This is a genomic window from Chromobacterium violaceum ATCC 12472, assembly GCF_000007705.1.
Taxonomy (GTDB): domain Bacteria; phylum Pseudomonadota; class Gammaproteobacteria; order Burkholderiales; family Chromobacteriaceae; genus Chromobacterium; species Chromobacterium violaceum.
In genome coordinates this window covers 2,305,770-2,320,899 of record NC_005085.1, presented here as the reverse complement: position 1 = coordinate 2,320,899, position 15,130 = coordinate 2,305,770, and the positions used below count along the sequence as shown (strand labels likewise).

The 15,130-nt window shown below is 62.4% G+C and carries 21 protein-coding genes; 17 read left to right on the top strand and 4 right to left on the bottom strand.

The window, feature by feature from the left end; all coding sequences use genetic code 11:
• Nucleotides 1-4: 4 nt before the first annotated feature.
• The 11 genes from CV_RS24245 (at nt 5) to CV_RS10415 (ending at nt 6,826) form a co-directional block, all read left to right on the top strand.
• The gene (locus CV_RS24245) at nt 5-127 is read left to right on the top strand and encodes a hypothetical protein (protein ID WP_256595639.1); all 123 of its coding nucleotides are present in this window, start codon (nt 5-7) and stop codon (nt 125-127) included.
• Nucleotides 128-318: 191 nt separating this feature from the next.
• On the top strand, nt 319-918 hold the full coding sequence (locus tag CV_RS23495) for a hypothetical protein (protein ID WP_011135684.1): 600 nt from the start codon (nt 319-321) through the stop codon (nt 916-918).
• Between the two features lie 74 nt (nt 919-992).
• Nucleotides 993-2,123, top strand: coding sequence for a phage protease (locus CV_RS10455; protein ID WP_043597823.1), 1,131 nt, complete (start codon nt 993-995; stop codon nt 2,121-2,123).
• Between the two features lie 12 nt (nt 2,124-2,135).
• Nucleotides 2,136-3,062: a hypothetical protein gene (locus CV_RS10450; RefSeq protein WP_011135682.1), complete on the top strand. Its 927-nt coding sequence runs from the start codon at nt 2,136-2,138 to the stop codon at nt 3,060-3,062.
• A gap of 10 nt (nt 3,063-3,072) precedes the next feature.
• The gene (locus tag CV_RS10445) at nt 3,073-3,318 is read left to right on the top strand and encodes a hypothetical protein (protein WP_011135681.1); all 246 of its coding nucleotides are present in this window, start codon (nt 3,073-3,075) and stop codon (nt 3,316-3,318) included.
• Entirely contained in the window at nt 3,315-3,647 is a 333-nt protein-coding gene (locus CV_RS10440; protein WP_011135680.1) for a capsid cement protein, read from the top strand. The genes CV_RS10445 and CV_RS10440 overlap by 4 nt, the downstream gene beginning before the upstream one ends.
• Before the next feature lies 1 nt (nt 3,648).
• The gene (locus CV_RS10435; protein ID WP_011135679.1) at nt 3,649-4,098 is read left to right on the top strand and encodes a gp436 family protein; all 450 of its coding nucleotides are present in this window, start codon (nt 3,649-3,651) and stop codon (nt 4,096-4,098) included.
• Nucleotides 4,098-4,562 (top strand): Gp37 family protein, encoded by a 465-nt coding sequence (locus CV_RS10430; protein WP_011135678.1) that lies wholly within the window; start codon nt 4,098-4,100, stop codon nt 4,560-4,562. The genes CV_RS10435 and CV_RS10430 overlap by 1 nt, the downstream gene beginning before the upstream one ends.
• Entirely contained in the window at nt 4,559-4,867 is a 309-nt protein-coding gene (locus tag CV_RS10425; protein WP_210562989.1) for a hypothetical protein, read from the top strand. The genes CV_RS10430 and CV_RS10425 overlap by 4 nt, the downstream gene beginning before the upstream one ends.
• Nucleotide 4,868: 1 nt before the next feature.
• Entirely contained in the window at nt 4,869-6,299 is a 1,431-nt protein-coding gene (locus tag CV_RS10420; RefSeq protein WP_011135676.1) for a phage tail sheath subtilisin-like domain-containing protein, read from the top strand.
• Nucleotides 6,300-6,301: 2 nt separating this feature from the next.
• Nucleotides 6,302-6,826, top strand: a complete 525-nt coding sequence (locus CV_RS10415; RefSeq protein WP_011135675.1) for a phage major tail tube protein — start codon at nt 6,302-6,304, stop codon at nt 6,824-6,826.
• Nucleotides 6,827-6,891: 65 nt separating this feature from the next.
• Here the strand turns inward: CV_RS10415 and CV_RS10410 are convergent, their stop codons facing one another.
• From CV_RS10410 to CV_RS22860, 3 genes are read right to left on the bottom strand one after another with little or no spacing between them, the layout of a single operon-like run.
• Nucleotides 6,892-7,548, bottom strand: a complete 657-nt coding sequence (locus tag CV_RS10410) for a hypothetical protein (RefSeq protein WP_011135674.1) — start codon at nt 7,546-7,548, stop codon at nt 6,892-6,894.
• Entirely contained in the window at nt 7,545-8,153 is a 609-nt protein-coding gene (locus tag CV_RS10405; protein ID WP_011135673.1) for a hypothetical protein, read from the bottom strand. The genes CV_RS10410 and CV_RS10405 overlap by 4 nt, the downstream gene beginning before the upstream one ends.
• A complete protein-coding gene (locus CV_RS22860) occupies nt 8,150-8,668 on the bottom strand; it encodes a PAAR domain-containing protein (protein WP_080508978.1) in 519 nt (172 codons plus the stop codon). Before CV_RS22860 ends, CV_RS10405 begins: the two co-directional genes overlap by 4 nt.
• A 144-nt stretch (nt 8,669-8,812) precedes the next feature.
• Between CV_RS22860 and CV_RS10395 the strand changes: the two genes are divergently transcribed.
• On the top strand, nt 8,813-9,082 hold the full coding sequence (locus CV_RS10395) for a phage tail assembly protein (protein ID WP_011135671.1): 270 nt from the start codon (nt 8,813-8,815) through the stop codon (nt 9,080-9,082).
• Nucleotides 9,083-9,177: 95 nt separating this feature from the next.
• Here the strand turns inward: CV_RS10395 and CV_RS10385 are convergent, their stop codons facing one another.
• Complete coding sequence (locus tag CV_RS10385) at nt 9,178-9,429, bottom strand: hypothetical protein (RefSeq protein WP_011135670.1); 252 nt, start codon at nt 9,427-9,429, stop codon at nt 9,178-9,180.
• A 29-nt stretch (nt 9,430-9,458) separates the two neighbouring features.
• On the opposite strand from CV_RS10385, the gene CV_RS10380 reads away from it, so the two are divergent.
• Genes CV_RS10380 through CV_RS10360 form a run of 5 tightly spaced genes read left to right on the top strand, consistent with a single transcriptional unit; the run spans nt 9,459 to nt 15,118 of the window.
• Complete coding sequence (locus CV_RS10380) at nt 9,459-12,254, top strand: phage tail tape measure protein (RefSeq protein WP_011135669.1); 2,796 nt, start codon at nt 9,459-9,461, stop codon at nt 12,252-12,254.
• Complete coding sequence (locus tag CV_RS10375; protein ID WP_011135668.1) at nt 12,254-13,147, top strand: phage tail protein; 894 nt, start codon at nt 12,254-12,256, stop codon at nt 13,145-13,147. Before CV_RS10380 ends, CV_RS10375 begins: the two co-directional genes overlap by 1 nt.
• Nucleotides 13,147-13,353 carry a tail protein X gene (locus tag CV_RS10370; RefSeq protein WP_011135667.1) on the top strand — a complete coding sequence of 69 codons (207 nt, stop codon included), beginning with the start codon at nt 13,147-13,149 and terminating at the stop codon, nt 13,351-13,353. The genes CV_RS10375 and CV_RS10370 overlap by 1 nt, the downstream gene beginning before the upstream one ends.
• On the top strand, nt 13,341-14,513 hold the full coding sequence (locus CV_RS10365) for a phage late control D family protein (protein WP_011135666.1): 1,173 nt from the start codon (nt 13,341-13,343) through the stop codon (nt 14,511-14,513). The genes CV_RS10370 and CV_RS10365 overlap by 13 nt, the downstream gene beginning before the upstream one ends.
• On the top strand, nt 14,510-15,118 hold the full coding sequence (locus CV_RS10360) for a phage baseplate assembly protein V (protein WP_011135665.1): 609 nt from the start codon (nt 14,510-14,512) through the stop codon (nt 15,116-15,118). The genes CV_RS10365 and CV_RS10360 overlap by 4 nt, the downstream gene beginning before the upstream one ends.
• Nucleotides 15,119-15,130 lie beyond the last annotated feature (12 nt).

Sequence of the window (15,130 nt, the reverse complement as noted above, 5' to 3'; positions counted from 1 at the left end):
GCACATGAAGTGCGTAGTAGCAGTAACTGGCGGTGTGGTGGCATTGGCTGCGTTGACCAAGTGGCGCTGGCTCTGGGTGTTGGCTGCGTTGCTGTGGCTCGGACTGCTGGCGATGGCGCCAGATTAAGTCAAACCGCCTCTGCGGTGTAAAAGCCGCAGGGGCGGTTTTTTATTTTCCTGCGCCCGATGATGGCCCACAGCTGGCGCAGTGAAGGTGTAAAGCTTTATAAAGGCTTTACTGATTGGAGATGAGGCCCACGGTTTCCTACAAGTGAGGCCGACCACGATAGTGCTTCACAACTAAGGAGGTGAGCCATCATGAGCAAGACAGACCAGGTCTTTGTCGAGACAAAAAAAGAACGACAGATGATCATGTATGCAGAGCTTTGGCATGCAAGCGATTGCGTATTGGAAAAAGCGCGGCAGAGCCCTGAGGGCTCTTCGTGGCAATTTCTCTCATCAATATTGTTGACAGCCTTTGCCTTTGAGGCCTACCAAAATCATATAGGACCGAGACTGTTCGCTCATTGGGACCACCTGGATCGACTTCCACCCCTTGCCAAATTTGACCTGATCATTGACCGGCTTGAAATTGATGTTCCAAATGCAAAGAGCGGACGTCCTTGGCAAACGCTGCGTAATCTATTCGAATTCAGAAATACGATTGCGCATGGCCGATCCAAGAACCTCAAAAGAGTGACCAGGAAAACCAAAAACGCTTATCAGGAAGCCTTTCATGATTTGCGGGATGATTGGGAGTTACGTATCAAAGATGACAAGTTTGCACTGCGCTGCCGTGAGGATGTCGAAGCGGTGCTTCGCATCATTCATGCACAGTTGCCAGGAAAGCCAGAAGGGTTATTTACATTTGGGCTGGGTTCCTTTTCAGTAACCACCCTACCTCAAGCTCCGCGTTGACTCATTCGTATCTCGCCAAAAACTTTAAAGCCGATTAAACGTCCCACCCGCTGACGCCGTTCACCATGAACGGCATGAACGCGACCAAACCCCTGCACGTATTCAAGTCCGGCCGCCAGACAGCGATGTCTGGCGCCGTGCTGGACTTCTCCGAGTCCGATCTCGCGGCCTGCGCCCGCGCCTACGATCCGGCCCTGCATGAAGCGCCTATCGTCATCGGTCATCCCAAGCACGACGCGCCGGCCTATGGCTGGGTGAAGTCTCTCGCCGCCCGCGACATTGGCCTATTGGCCGAACCGCGCCAGGTGGACCCGGCCTTCGCCGAGCTGGTGGAAGCCGGCCGCTACAAGAAAATCTCCGCTTCCTTCTACCGTCCCGACTCGCCGAACAACCCGGTGCCTGGCGTCTACTACCTGCGCCATGTCGGCTTCCTGGGCGCGCAACCGCCTGCCGTGAAAGGGCTGCGTCCGGTGGAGTTCGGCGAGGCCGACGACGACGTGGTCGAGTTTGGCGACTGGAGCGACGTCCAGAACGCCAGCCTCTGGCGCCGCATGCGCGAGTGGCTGATCAGCCAGTTCGGCCTCGATGCCGCCGACAAAGTTATTCCCGATTACGCCGTGGCCAGCCTGGAGGACGACGCCCGCCAGGACAACTCCCCATCTTTTGCCGATCCGGCAGACCGTTCCGAACCTCAACCCAAGGAGACCCCTGAAGTGACCCCTGAACAGCAAGCCGCCCTGGAGGCGGAAAACGCCAAGCTGAAGCAGCAGCTGGCGACGGCCGCGGCCGAGAAGAAGGCCACGGCCGCCGCGGCGCGCCACAGCGAACACCTGGCCTATGCCGAGCAGTTGATCGGCGAAGGCAAGCTGGCACCCAAGCACAAGGACGCCGTGGTGGCTTTCCTGGATTTTGCGGACGGCGAAACCTCGGTCGAATTCGGCGAGGGCGACGCCAAGCAACCGCTGGCCAGCGCGTTCAAAGGCTTCCTGGGCGACATGCCGAAGGTGATCGACTTCGGTGAGACCGCCACCAAGGACAAGACCAACCAGGGCGATCAGTGGACTCAGGACGGCTCGCTGGAGTTTGGCGAGCATGCCGATCCGGAGCGGCTGCAGTTGCACAACCGCGCTACCGCCCTGGCCGCCGAGAAGGGCGTTCCCTACGAGCAGGCCGTGCGCCAGCTGCTGAAATCCCGTTCCAACTGATAAGGAGCCGCCATGAGCGACCGTTTGAAGAAACTCCGGGTAGTCGACCCGGTACTGACCAGCCTGGCGCGCGGCTATCGCAACGCGCAATACATCGGCGAGAGCCTGTTTCCGATTGCGCCGATGGACAAGGAGGCCGGCATCATCCCGCAGTTCGGCAAGGAGGCCTTCTTGTTGTGGGAAACCGAGCGGGCCATCCGCGGCAAGACGAATGTGATGACTGCCGACGACGCCAACACCATGGACGTGGTGCTGCGCGAGCATGACCTGGCCTATCCGGTGGACTATCGCGAGCAAGCCGAATCGATGTTCAACGAAGAGGCCAAGGCCGCCAAACGAGTCAAAGATGCCATCGACCAGCGCCGTGAAGTCGCTGCGGCTGTCTTGGCGCAAAACCCCAAGACTTACCTACCCGGTGCCAAGGTAGCGCTGTCCGGCACCAGCAAATGGATAAGCGGCGGCGGCGATCCGATCAAGGATGTGGAGGACGGTAAAGAGGTGGTGCGCCAGCGTACTGGCATGCGTCCCAACACCGCCGTCATCGGGGCATCCGCCTACGCCACGCTGAAGTTCCACCCCAAGCTGGCCAACGCCCTCGGCACTCAAGAGCGCAAGCTGATCACGCTAGAACATTTGAAGGCGTTGTGGGGTGTAGAAGACATTTACATCGGCGAAGCGCTGGCAGCGGATGGCCGCGGCGCGATGGGCGACATTTGGGGCGACAACGTGGTACTGGCCTATGTGGCCAAGCCGGCCGCAGGTAGCGAAAACGACTCTGACATCCCGTCCTTCGGCTACACCCTGCGCAAGCGCAACATGCCGGAAACCGACAAGTACGACGGCGAAGGCGGCAAGGTGCGTTACGTGCGGCACACCGACATCTACAAGCTGGTGGTGGTCGGCGCCGATGCTGGCTATCTGATCGCTGACGTGGCGTAACGGGGGATATATGCCGAGCTATCGCATTGGCGGCATCGCCATCAAGCACAACGGGGAGTTGCTGACCGAAGGCCAAACCATTGAGCTGGACGAACTGGAGCCGTCTCCTTGGTTAGGGCTGACTGAGGTGAAAACCGCCCCGGCCAGCGAGCAGAAGGCCGACAGCAAAACCGACCAGCAGACCCACACCGAGAGCGAAGACACGCCGCCTGCAGGCGACACCGCCAAAACGGGCAAGAAAGGAGAAGGCAAATGAAAGGACAAAACGTCGTTTTGACCCTGTCGGTGCTGGCCGTGACTGACCTGCAGGCTCGCCGCTTTGTTGGCCTGGACGGCAAGCCCTGCGGCGACGGCGCCAAGGCCCTGGGCGTGGTGGAAGTGGACACCGAGGCCGACAACATGGCGCCGGCCAACGTGCTGGGCGCCATCCTGGTTGAAGCCGGCGGCGCAATCGCGGCCGGTGCTGACGTGCAGTCGAACGCGGCCGGCCAGGCCGTGGCCAAAGCGGCCGGCCTGTCCAACGGCATCGCCCTGGACGCCGCCACCGCGACCGGCGACGTGATCCGCATCCTGCGGGGCATCTGACATGCGCTACTGCACCCTGGCCGACCTGCAGCTGGCCATCCCGCAGGCCACCCTGACCCAGCTCACCAACGACGTCCCCGCCGATTACAGCGTGGCCCAGGAGCCGAACCTGGCCGTGGTGGAGGAAGCGGTGCGCCAGGCCGAGGAGCTGGTGGACGCGCATCTGCGCGGCCGCTACGTGCTGCCGCTGGTCACGGTGCCGTCGGTGATCAAGGACAACACCGTCAACCTGGCGCGGCACTGGCTGTATGCGCGGCGGCCGGAGGGGAACGAGCTGCCGGACGCTGTCACCCGCACCTACAAGGCGGCGCTGCAGATCCTGGAATCCATCCGCGATGGCAAGCTACATATCGGCGTGCCTACCGGCGAGGCCGCTCCGGAGCCGGGCGAGGTCCGAGTCCGGGCGCGGCGCCAGCTGTTCAGCGCATCGATGCTGGAGCGCTACCGCTGATGGCCGCCACCGTCGAGATCATCGACGCCCTGGTGGCGCGGCTGCAGGCCAGGTTGCCCGGTTTGCAGGTCGAGTATTTCCCGGAACGGCCGGCCGAATATCGGCTCAATCACCCGGCCGGCGCGCTGCTGGTCAGCTACCTGAGCAGCCAATTCGCCGCGCCGGTGGATGCTGGCATCGTGGCCCAGCCGCGCACCCTCAAGCTGTCGGTGACCGTGGTGCTGCGGCAACTGAACGGCCGCACGGGCGCGGTGGCGGTGCTGGACGATGTCCGCCGCGCGCTGGTGGGTTACCGGCTGCCGGATTGCCGCAAGCTGCAGGCCGCGGGCGAGCGCTTCCTGGGGCAGAACAGCAACCTGTGGCAATACGCCACCGACTTCACCGCATTGGCGATGCAGGTCGAGGAGGACGAGGTCGACGCCGATCCGCGGCTCTCCCAAGTCAACCATGAGGAACACCCATGAAAACGAGCAACGCGAGTTTCACCGAGACGCCGACGACGAATGTCGTCATGCCGGCCATAGCCGGCACTGCGCCCAGCGCAGCGCGGTTCGGCCAATACCTGTACTCCGGCCCCGTGAGCGGGGTCACCCTGGCAGACGGCCAGGAAATCATGCTGTTCCCCGGCAAGGAAGTGGAGCTGCCGGTGGAGCACGAATACACCCAGACGCTGCTGGCGCTGCAGTACTTGGTACCGGCCCAGGAGCCGACCAAGACCAAGGCCGCGCGCGCGACTGGCGATGACGCGCCCACCGAGAAAGGAGCCTGACATGGCGGCAAACTACCTGCATGGCGTCGAAACCATTGAAGTGGAGCGCGGCCCGCGCCCGGTGCGCACCGTCAAGTCCGCGGTGATCGGCCTGATCGGCACCGCGCCGGCTGGCGCGGTCAATGTGGCCACCCTGACTTTGTCGGAGAAGGATGCGGCGGCCTTTGGCCCGCAGCTGACCGGCTTCACCATTCCGCAGGCCCTGGACGCGATTTACGACCACGGCGCCGGCACCGTCATTGTGATCAACGTGCTGGACCCGGCGCTGCACAAGAGCCCGGCCAAGGACGAGGCCGTGACCTTGGACCCGGCCACCGGCCGCGGCAGGCTGGCGCGCGGCGCCATCAGCGGGCTGACGCTGAAAAGCGCCGATGGCGGCACCGTGTATACCGAGGGCGCCGACTACACCGTCGACGCCCTGGCCGGCGTGGTGACGCGGCTGGCAGCCGGCAGGATCGCGGTGGGCGCCACGCTCAAGGCAAGCTACGACTACGCCGATCCGGCCAAGGTGACCGCCGCCGACATCATCGGCGCCGTCAATGCGGCCGGCGTGCGCACCGGACTGAAGGCGCTGAAGGACACCTACAATCTGTTCGGCTTCTTCGCCAAGCTGCTGATCGCGCCCGGCTTCTGCACCCAGAACTCGGTGGCGGCCGAGCTGATCGCCATGGCGGACCAGCTGGACGCGGTGGCCTACGTCGATGCGCCCATCGGCACGACCTTCGCCCAGGCGCTGGCCGGCCGCGGCCCGGCTGGCACCATCAACTTCAACACCTCCAGCGACCGCGTCCGCCTGTGCTACCCGCATGTGAAGGTGTATGACTCGGCAACCAACGCCGAGCGCCTGGAGCCGCTGTCCGCCCGCGCGGCCGGCCTGCGCGCCAAGGTGGACAACGACAAGGGCTTCTGGTGGTCCAGCTCCAACCAGGAGCTGGCCAGCGTCATCGGCGTGGAGCGCCAATTGTCGGCGATGATCGACGACCCGAATTGCGAGGTGAACCTGCTCAATGAACAGGGCATCACCACCGTGTTCAGCAGCTACGGCTCGGGCTTCCGCCTGTGGGGCAACCGCACCGCGGCCTGGCCGACCGTCAGCCACATGCGCAACTTCGAGAACGTGCGCCGCACCGGCGACGTGATCAATGAGTCGATCCGCTACTTCAGCCAGCAGTTCATCGACATGCCGCTGAACCAGGCCACCATCGACGCGCTGGTGGAATCGGTGAACGGCTACGGTCGGAAGCTGATTGGCGACGGCGCGCTGCTGGGCTTCAAGGCCTGGTTCGACCCGGCCCGCAACCCGGCCACCGAGCTGTCCGCCGGCCATCTGCTGATCAGCTACAAGTACACAGTGCCGCCGCCGCTGGAGCGCCTGACCTTTGAGACCGAGATCACCTCGGAATACCTGCTCAGCCTGAAGGGAGGTAACTGACCATGGCCGGCAAGATTGAAATCAACCGCATCACCAACGCCAACATCTACATCAACGGCAACTCGCTCTTGGGTCGCGCCGAGGAAATCAAGCTGCCGGACGTGTCCGCCATCATGCAGGAGCACAAGGCGCTGGGCATGGTGGGCAAGATCGAACTGCCGGCCGGCTTCGACAAGCTGGAGGGCGAGATCAAGTGGAACTCGCTGTACAAGGACGTGGCCAAGATCATCGCCAATCCGTTCCAGGCGGTGCAGCTGCAGGCCCGCTCCAGTATCGAGACCTACGGCTCGCAAGGCCGCCTGCAGCAGGTGAGCCTGGTCACCTTCCTGACCGTGATGTTCAAGAAGAACCCGCTGGGCACCTTCAAACAGCACGACAATGCCGAGTTCGCCTCTTCGTTCACTGCCACCTATATCAAGCAGGTAGTGGACGGCGAGGAGATGCTGGAGCTGGACTACATGGCCAACATCTTCCGTGTCGGCGGCGAGGACATGCTTTCCATCTACCGCAGCAACATCGGCGGCTAACCGTCGCTTCCAAGACACAGGCCCGCAGTTGCGGGCCTTTTGCATTCGGCAGTGCGGCGGATGCCTTACGGTCCCAGCGTAAACTTGTAGACATTGCCAGCTTCGACAAAGGCCGCACTGCGCACATTGCCGGCCTCGACATACATGCCGCCCTTGATTGCATACTCGGTAAAAGTCACGCCAGCAGGCTCGTCATTGCCGTCCTGGTAGCGGTATTGCACCTTGTCGAAAGCAGGCAAGCCCGCCTTGATGCGCACGCCCAGGCAGGAGGCAAAAAGGGTCGGCAATTTCCACGCTTGGCGCTTGCGCAGTTGGATGAGATAGACCGACTTGTGGCGCGCGGCAGTGCCGGACGCAGATGGCGGCGTGCCCTCAATGCAGGCCCAGCCAGGGGCGAAATAGGCCTCCGCGCCACGGCCAAGGTCACCCGCATTAACTACCTCGTCTGGAAACGGTTTGACCGAGCGTACCGGAAAGGCCTTTCCATCGATCTTGATTCGTCCGTCGCGCAGCTCCACGGCATGCTGCTGGCCAGCATCGCGCCCCTTCCAGCCATAAATGACGTCCTCGGAACCTTCCCGACTGAACGGTTCCAGCTCATGGCTTCCGCCGCGGAACAGTTGGCCTGGCAGTGAGGTGTAGTAGGCCTCGTAGCCATCGAAAAGGTTGCCGGCCTGCGCCCCAAAGGGCAGACAGAGAGCAATCCAGGCCAGTCTTCTCATCGGTATGCCTTTCCGCCAGTGGCTTTGATGTAGTCCGCGTCGTGCTTCCAGAATATGGTGCTGCCGTAGGCCGCTGTGGATTCCCAGACAAACTGGAACTTGCCCCGAACCTTGGAGTTGACCTCTTTGCCCGTCTTCTTGTCTCTCACCTTCCAGTAGATTGTCGTCGGGTGGGCCACGTCCTTTACATCGAAGATGTTGTGCTTGGGGTCGGTGATATGAAAACCATCCTTCACCTTCGGGTGGTTGTCGAAGTTGCTCTTGAAGTCCTTGCCATCCCACCAGTAAGCACCATTTGACGGATCGTTGCCCGAGTTGGCAAGGGCCGCCTTCGCGCTCTCCACCGCCAGCTTCATGCCTGGATCAGCGGCTATTGCCGCCTCGGTCGCCTTCATCAGCTTGGCGTATCGCTGGTTACCGTCTTTGACGGCGTAGGTATAGTTGGGATCGGCGGCAAGAAGACCATCAACCGTCTTGCCTCCCCAGGCGCGTGCGCGGTTTGCGACAGCCCACGCGATGCCGCCTATCTCGTTTGCGTCATTTGCTCCTGATGCTTCCCCGTAGGCAATCGCAGCGAGCTTTCTTGTTTGTGCGTCCAGGCTCATACCATCGGAATCCAAAACGTTGGCTCGCCAGCCTTGTTCATCGGGAATGCGGAGGTTTTGCCTTCACCGCAAAGCTCCCCCTCATGCAGTTTTTCGTCCCCGCTGTCGATGCGGTAGGCCAGTTTCGCAGGCGAGCCATCGTCACGCTGCGCCACGAAGAAGTATTCCAAGTCCTCGTCCTTGCTCTCGGCCAGCTGGATTGCTGCTGAGGTGCTGGCCGCCGCCCCAACGATTGCCGCGCCGCTCCCCTCATAGCTGCGCATCACAGAGCCGAGCGTGCTGATCAGCTTGGCGCCGCAGCTGACGGCGTGGCCATCCAGCGCCACGCCTTTGCCGCCCACCGTCCAGGTGGGATCGCCTTCCACAATCACGCAATTGGTATGGCCCTGTTGCGGGCAGGTGACCGAATCGCCTACCAAGGCGACAGCCTTGCCGAACATGGTGGTGGTGCTGGAGGCGCTGACCACTTTGCCGCCGTGGCTGGTGGGATCGCCCAATCGAATAACGGGTTTCATGGCCGCGGAAATTACCACGATGCCTTGACGTTTTCGACTGGCCAAATGTGCAAGCCTTTCTTTAAAGCCCTTTAACGGCGTTATGGATCGCCTCTGGCCACAATCCTTTCGTGGTTCCCAATCAATTAAACGGAAGGATGCTCCATGGACAAGATCAAGCTGCAGTACCCGTTCACCAACGCCGCCGGCCAGCACATCGAGGCGCTGGACATCCAGCGCCTGAAGCGTGCGGACCTGAAAGCGGCCAGCCGTCACAGCCCGGATGACGCCGACCAGGAAGACTTCCTGTTTGCCCGCATGACCGGCCTGACGCTGGAAGATATCGACCAGCTGGACATCGCCGACAGCAAGGCATTGTCCGATTGTTTTCGCCAAATGTTGGGCATCGGAGACCAGCCTGCAGCCGCTGGATGAGGTGCTGCTGATTGTGTTGCGGATGCAGCCCTCCGAGATCGACGGGCTGGAGATGGTGGATTACTGGTGGTGGGTGGAGGTGGCCGAGCGGGAGCTCAGGCGCCGGAGTGCGTAGCGCGGCGGTACGCGGCCAGCACGGCCGCTACCAACACGCCAGCCGCAAAGGATGCGCCGGCCGCCAAGGGCGCGCCGGCCATCGCTGCCAGGGGCAATACGATGGCGAACAGGATAACCGCGGCCCACAGCGGCAGATTGGCAAAGCAGACCCAAGCGAGCCAGATGGCTCCGCTGCAGATGACCAGCCAGTAAATGGCTTTGGCGGTAGTGAGGGCGGTTTTTTCAAACATGTTTACAGCATAGCAAAAGGTCGCATGGCATGGCCAATGAACTGCTGATCGGGGTAAAAATCGGCGCGGCGCTGTCCGGCACGTTTCAGTCTGCGTTCGCATCGGCACGCGGAACGGCTGCTCGGCTGGGCCAGGTCGCCGACGAGCTGCGTCTCAAGCACAACCGGCTGGGCGATGCGATGGCGCGGGCGATGTCCCACCCCACGCGCAATGTCGCGGAGCTGAAGCGTCAATATGACCGGCTTGGCCTGACCCTGGATCAACTCCGCAGTAAGCAAGAGCGCCTGACAGCCAGTCTGGCGCGGGGCGAAACGCTCAAGGCAAACCGTTCTGAGTTGCGTGGTCAGGCAATGGAGACGGCAGGAACCGCGTTGGCCTTGATGGCGCCAGTGGTCAAGTCGGGCAACGTGGCGATTGATTTCCAGGACCAACTGCGTGATGTCGCCATTACTGGTGAATTTTCGAAGGCAGAGGAAGCCAAGCTCGGCTCAACGATCCGTGATGCTGCACTCAAGTGGAATCAATTCCAGGATGAGATTGCGCGCGGAACCTCGGTGCTGGTAGCCGGTGGCATCCAGGACGCCAAGGCATTAGAGAAGTACGCGCCGGTGATGGCCAAGGCGGCTACTGCGACCCGAGCCAGCATGGACGACTTGGGCAGCGTGGCCATCGCGTTGAAGGACAACCTCAAGGTAGGTGAAGACGGCTTCGAAGGCGCGCTCAATATGCTGGCTTACGCCGGTAAGCGCGGCCAGTTTGAAATTCGAGACATGGCCAAGTGGTTGCCGGCGCTGTCGCCGTCATTCCAAGCGCTCGGGGTCACTGGCAAGGAAGCCGTGGCAGAGATCGGCGCTGCGTTGCAGATTGCTCGCAAGGGGGCTGGCTCAAACGACGAAGCGGCCAACAACTTCAAGAATTTCCTTCAGAAGATCACCGCTCCAGACACGCTAAAAGACTTTGCCAATGCAGGCATTGATCTGAAAGCCAGCATGATGAATTTGCGCGCACAAGGGCTGTCGCCCGTGCAGTCTATGTTGGCCATCATTACCCAATATATGCAGTCCAAAGGCCCAGAGGCTGCGGGGCAATTTAAACAAGCCATGGCCATTAAAGACGATAAAGAACGAGCAGTAGCGCTTCAGCGTCTGTCTGAGGCTTATAAGCTTGGCGAACTGTTCCAAGACATGCAGGCAATGTCATTTATCCGCCCGGCCATTGCGAATCAGAAAGAAATGAAAGACATCCAGCAGGGTAGCATGGGCGCCGCAGACAAGGGCTTGCTAGACCAGGATTGGAAGAAGCGGATGGAAACCGCGAAGTCCCAGATCGACAAGTTCAAGATTGGTATAACCGAACTGGGACTCACGATAGGCAACACCCTGCTGCCTCCTATTTCTGAGGCGATTGTCGAGATCATGCCGGTTGTGAAGGCATTTGGAGAATGGGCCAAAGCACATCCAGGGGTGATTAAAGGTGTGATCGGCCTAGTAGGCGGCCTCCTCGCCGGCAAGATGGCCTTCATTGGCATCAAGTACGGTATCAATTTGGTCCTGTCGCCGTTCAATGCACTCACCACCTCGATCACTACAGTCTCAGGCAAATGGACTTACTTCAAGGGGCTATGGCAGGCCGGGCGCTTCGCGCCGCTTATTTCTGGACTGCGAAGTGTTGGCGGCGGTGTCATGGCGGTTGGGCGCTTCCTGCTTCCATTTGGCCGTGGTTTGGCGATGGCCTTCGGTTCGCCTTTGCTGCTGGCCGCGCGCGGTGCGCTGGCGCTGGGCCGTGTGCTGAGCGGGGGCTTGCTGGGCGGTATTCGCCTGGTCGGCCAGGCGGTGCTGTGGCTGGGCCGGGCCGCGATGATGAACCCGATAGGCCTCGCCGTGATGGCGATAGCCGGCGCGGCTTACCTGATCTATCGGTATTGGACGCCCATAAAGGAGTTCTTCGTCAAAGTATGGTCTGCAGTGGATGCGGCGTTTACCCGTTATCCCATCCTGAATTACCTGGTGCCCATTATTGGCATCCCGCGGCTGATCATCGCCAACTGGAGCCGCATTAAGTCCTTCTTTACCCAAGCGTGGGCCGGAGTCTCCGCCGCTTTCCAGCGCTACCCGGTGCTGAACTACTTGTTCCTCATCATCGGCATTCCGCGGCTGATCATCGCCAACTGGGGCCGCATCAAGACCTTCTTCAGCGGGCTGTGGGAGAGCGTGAAGCAGTCCATGGCCAGCGCCTGGAGCTGGATGAAAGCCAAGGTGGTCAGCTGGATCGTGTTTTGGTTGCCGGTGTTCAAGTTTGCCGGTGAACTGCCGGGCAAATTCCTGCAGACGGGCAAAGACCTGGTGATGGGGTTGGTGAACGGCATCAAGTCCAAACTCGGCGCAGCCAAGGACGCCATCCTGGGCTTGGCCACGGACGTCAAAGGCTGGTTCGCCAATACCCTCGGCATTAAGTCGCCATCGCGGGTCTTCATGGGATTCGGCGACAACATCGCCCAGGGCGCGGCCATCGGCATAGACCGCAGTGCTGCCCACGCCGCGCGCGCGACCGGCGCCATGGCCCGCGCCGCGACCAACGCCTGGGGCAAACCACAGCTGCGCACGCAGGTTGCGGCCGAGGGGCTGCAGCGCCTGCAAGCGGGTGGCAAAGGCGCGCCTGCAGGCGGCGGAATGGTGATCCACTTCAGTCCGGTCATCAATGTGCCTGCGGGAGCGCCGGAGGCTGTCAAGGCCGCTGTCCAGTCCGGGCTGCAGCTGTCGATGCATGAGCTGGAGCAGATGATGCGCCGCGTCTGGGCGCAGCAGGAACGGAGGGCCTTCAAATAATGTTTGCGCTCCTGGGCGAGGTCCAATTCGACCTCATCACCTATTTCGACGGCTTCGAGTCGCAGTTCGGCGCCGACTATGCCGAGCACGCGCTGATTGAGGGTAAGCCGCGGCTGCAGTGGATGGCGGACAAGCTGGATGAAATCCGCATCCAGTTATCGTTCCACAGCCAGTTCTGCGATCCGGAAGCCGAGCTGCTGAAGCTGCGCCAGGCGCAGGCAGACCACAAGGCCATGGCGCTGGTGCTGGGCAACGGTGACTACAAGGGCTGGTTTGTCCTGACCGATTTGCAGGCCACCAGCAAGCAAACCGACAAGGCCGGCACGCTGCTGGCCCTGGAGGCCAGCATCACCTTGCGCGAGTACGTGGGCGACAAGAAGAAGCCGCTGCCGCCCGCAGTGCAGCCGGCGCAGCCACCGGCCGCGGCCGTCGCCTCTCCGGTGGGCCAGGCCGCCGGTAAGCTGAAGACAGCCACCTCGTCGGTGCGGGACAACATCCGCCAGGCGGTGGCCTATGCCAACCAGGGCCAGGCCGCCATCCGCCTGGCGCGCGACTCGGCCCAGCTGGCCCGGCAGATGGCCAGCAATCCGCAAGCCGCCCTCGGCCGGATGTCCGGCTTGCTGGCCGATGCCCAGCGCGCGGCAACGCCGCTGCAGCAACTGGCCGAGGTGAGCGGCAAGCTGCCCGAGGCCGCCGGCATCGCCCGCGCCGGCGCCAATGCCCTGGCCGCGGTGCGCAGCGCGCAGAACACCCTGGGCTCGGTCAACGCCGGCAATCTGGCCGGCAAGCTGGATATCTACGCGGGCTACCTGGGCGCGGCCGGCAGCGTGCTGGATGCCGCGTCGCCGGCCATCAGCAAGCTGGCTGCCAAGGTCATCACGAGGGCCATCTGATGTTCCTGAACCACATTACCCGCGAGGGCGAGCGCTGGGACCAGATCGCCTGGCACTACTACGGCGACGCACTGGCCTACGAGCAGATCATCGCCGCCAATCCGCACGCGCCGCTGGGCGTGGCGCTGCCGGCCGGGCTGACCCTGTCCATCCCGGTGATTGAACAAGCCGATCTGGCCGAGGAGCTGCCGCTATGGATGCGCTGAATACGGTGCCGCACCCGGTGTTCCAGCTGGCCTATGGCCAGCACAACATCACCAGCGACATCACGCCCTACGTGCTGTCGGTGACGTATACCGACTATCTGTCCGGCCAGTCTGACGAGCTGGAGGTGGCGCTGGAGGACAGCGACGGGCGCTGGATCAACGTCTGGTATCCGCGCCAGGGCGACAAGCTGAAGCTGAAGATCGGCTATGCCGGCGAGCCGCTGCTGCCCTGCGGCGAGTTCGAGATCGACGAGGTCGAGTTTGCGTTCCCGCCGTCCACGGTGTCGATCAAAGCGCTGGCGGCCGGCGTGAAGAAGTCGGTACGCACACGCGTCGGCCGGGCCTACGAGAACACCACGCTGGCGGCCATCGCCCTGCGCATTGCCAAGCGCAACCACCTGGTGCTGGTCGGCAAAATCCGCGACATCCGCATCGACCGGGTGACGCAGTACCAGGAGCGTGACGTGGCGTTCCTGGTGCGCCTGGCGCGGGAGTTCGGCTACGTGTTCAAGATCACCGGCAACAAGATGGTGTTCAGCGAGCTGGCCGACCTGCGCGACGGCGCGGCGGTGCTGACGCTGCAACGGACCGATCTGACCTCGGTCCACCTGCGCGACAAGATCAAGGAGGTCTACCAGGAGGCCAAGCTCAAGCGCCACAACCCCAAGACCAAGAAGCTGGTGGTGTACGGGATGAAGGCTGGCCAGGTGGCTGAGGTCGGCCATACCACCCAGACCAACAAGAAAGGCGGCCATACGCCCAGCACCAGCGGCGACACGCTGAAGATGGCCGGCCGCGCCTCATCCAGGGCGACGGCCCATGCCAAGGTGAAAGCGGCGATGGACAAGAGCAATTTGGAGCAGACTTCCGGCAACCTGGCGCTGCCAGGCCAGCCAAAGCTGGTGGCGGGGACTACGTTCGACCTGGCCGGCCTGGGCAAGCTGGACGGCCGTTACCTGGTGGAATCCGCCCGCCACCGCATCGACCGCAGCAGTGGGTATTCCACCGAGCTGGAAGTGAAGCGCGCCAGCCTGCCGGTGCAGAAAGGCTCCGGCCGCACCGGCAAGAAGGCTGCCGGCAAAGGGCTGAAGGTCTACGGCATGAAGAATGGCCAAGTCGACGTGGTCGGCACCACGCCGCAGAAAGGCAAGAAGAAATGAACGAGACCCTGGACGAATTTGGCGCCACCATCAAGTACGGCACCGTCAGCGCCAGCAAACCTGGCTTCGCCCGCGTGCGCCTGCCGGACATGGACAATATGCGCACCATGTGGCTGCCCATCGCCTACCCGAAAACCCAGGACGACCAAGCTTGTTGGTCCTACGACAACGGCGAGCAAGTGGCGGTGCTGCTGGATGCCCACGGCGAGGATGGCGTGATCCTGGGCGCGATCTACTCCGAAGCCGACCCGCCGCCGACCACCAGCCGCGACAAGTTCATGGTGCGGTTCAAGGACGGCGCGCTGCTGGAATACGACCGCGGCAGCCACACCCTGACCGTGTCCGGCGTACAGAAGGTGGTGATGCAGGCCAGCGCGGACATCCAGCTGCAGGCCGGGGGCAAAGTGACGGTGGACGCGCCGGATTCCGAGTTCTCCGGCAACGTCCTGGTGAAAGGCAAACTGGTGGGGCAAGGCGGGATGGCGATGTCTGGTGGGGCCGGTTCGGCGGCGGTGATCAGCGGGAATGTGCAGGTGGATGGCAATGTGAGCGCCAGCGGCTCCGTGATGGACGCTGGCGGGAACTCAAACCATCACTCTCACTAATCATCACTTTTG

Excerpts from the sequence above, each read along its gene's own strand:
- CV_RS24245 (WP_256595639.1), top strand. The coding sequence starts at position 5 with ATGAAGTGCGTAGTAGCAGTAACTGGCGGTGTGGTGGCATTGGCTGCG.
- CV_RS23495 (WP_011135684.1), top strand. The coding sequence starts at position 319 with ATGAGCAAGACAGACCAGGTCTTTGTCGAGACAAAAAAAGAACGACAG.
- CV_RS10455 (WP_043597823.1), top strand. The coding sequence starts at position 993 with ATGAACGCGACCAAACCCCTGCACGTATTCAAGTCCGGCCGCCAGACA.
- CV_RS10450 (WP_011135682.1), top strand. The coding sequence starts at position 2,136 with ATGAGCGACCGTTTGAAGAAACTCCGGGTAGTCGACCCGGTACTGACC.
- CV_RS10445 (WP_011135681.1), top strand. The coding sequence starts at position 3,073 with ATGCCGAGCTATCGCATTGGCGGCATCGCCATCAAGCACAACGGGGAG.
- CV_RS10440 (WP_011135680.1), top strand. The coding sequence starts at position 3,315 with ATGAAAGGACAAAACGTCGTTTTGACCCTGTCGGTGCTGGCCGTGACT.
- CV_RS10435 (WP_011135679.1), top strand. The coding sequence starts at position 3,649 with ATGCGCTACTGCACCCTGGCCGACCTGCAGCTGGCCATCCCGCAGGCC.
- CV_RS10430 (WP_011135678.1), top strand. The coding sequence starts at position 4,098 with ATGGCCGCCACCGTCGAGATCATCGACGCCCTGGTGGCGCGGCTGCAG.
- CV_RS10425 (WP_210562989.1), top strand. The coding sequence starts at position 4,559 with ATGAAAACGAGCAACGCGAGTTTCACCGAGACGCCGACGACGAATGTC.
- CV_RS10420 (WP_011135676.1), top strand. The coding sequence starts at position 4,869 with ATGGCGGCAAACTACCTGCATGGCGTCGAAACCATTGAAGTGGAGCGC.
- CV_RS10415 (WP_011135675.1), top strand. The coding sequence starts at position 6,302 with ATGGCCGGCAAGATTGAAATCAACCGCATCACCAACGCCAACATCTAC.
- CV_RS10410 (WP_011135674.1), bottom strand. The coding sequence starts at position 7,548 with ATGAGAAGACTGGCCTGGATTGCTCTCTGTCTGCCCTTTGGGGCGCAG.
- CV_RS10405 (WP_011135673.1), bottom strand. The coding sequence starts at position 8,153 with ATGAGCCTGGACGCACAAACAAGAAAGCTCGCTGCGATTGCCTACGGG.
- CV_RS22860 (WP_080508978.1), bottom strand. The coding sequence starts at position 8,668 with ATGAAACCCGTTATTCGATTGGGCGATCCCACCAGCCACGGCGGCAAA.
- CV_RS10395 (WP_011135671.1), top strand. The coding sequence starts at position 8,813 with ATGGACAAGATCAAGCTGCAGTACCCGTTCACCAACGCCGCCGGCCAG.
- CV_RS10385 (WP_011135670.1), bottom strand. The coding sequence starts at position 9,429 with ATGTTTGAAAAAACCGCCCTCACTACCGCCAAAGCCATTTACTGGCTG.
- CV_RS10380 (WP_011135669.1), top strand. The coding sequence starts at position 9,459 with ATGGCCAATGAACTGCTGATCGGGGTAAAAATCGGCGCGGCGCTGTCC.
- CV_RS10375 (WP_011135668.1), top strand. The coding sequence starts at position 12,254 with ATGTTTGCGCTCCTGGGCGAGGTCCAATTCGACCTCATCACCTATTTC.
- CV_RS10370 (WP_011135667.1), top strand. The coding sequence starts at position 13,147 with ATGTTCCTGAACCACATTACCCGCGAGGGCGAGCGCTGGGACCAGATC.
- CV_RS10365 (WP_011135666.1), top strand. The coding sequence starts at position 13,341 with ATGGATGCGCTGAATACGGTGCCGCACCCGGTGTTCCAGCTGGCCTAT.
- CV_RS10360 (WP_011135665.1), top strand. The coding sequence starts at position 14,510 with ATGAACGAGACCCTGGACGAATTTGGCGCCACCATCAAGTACGGCACC.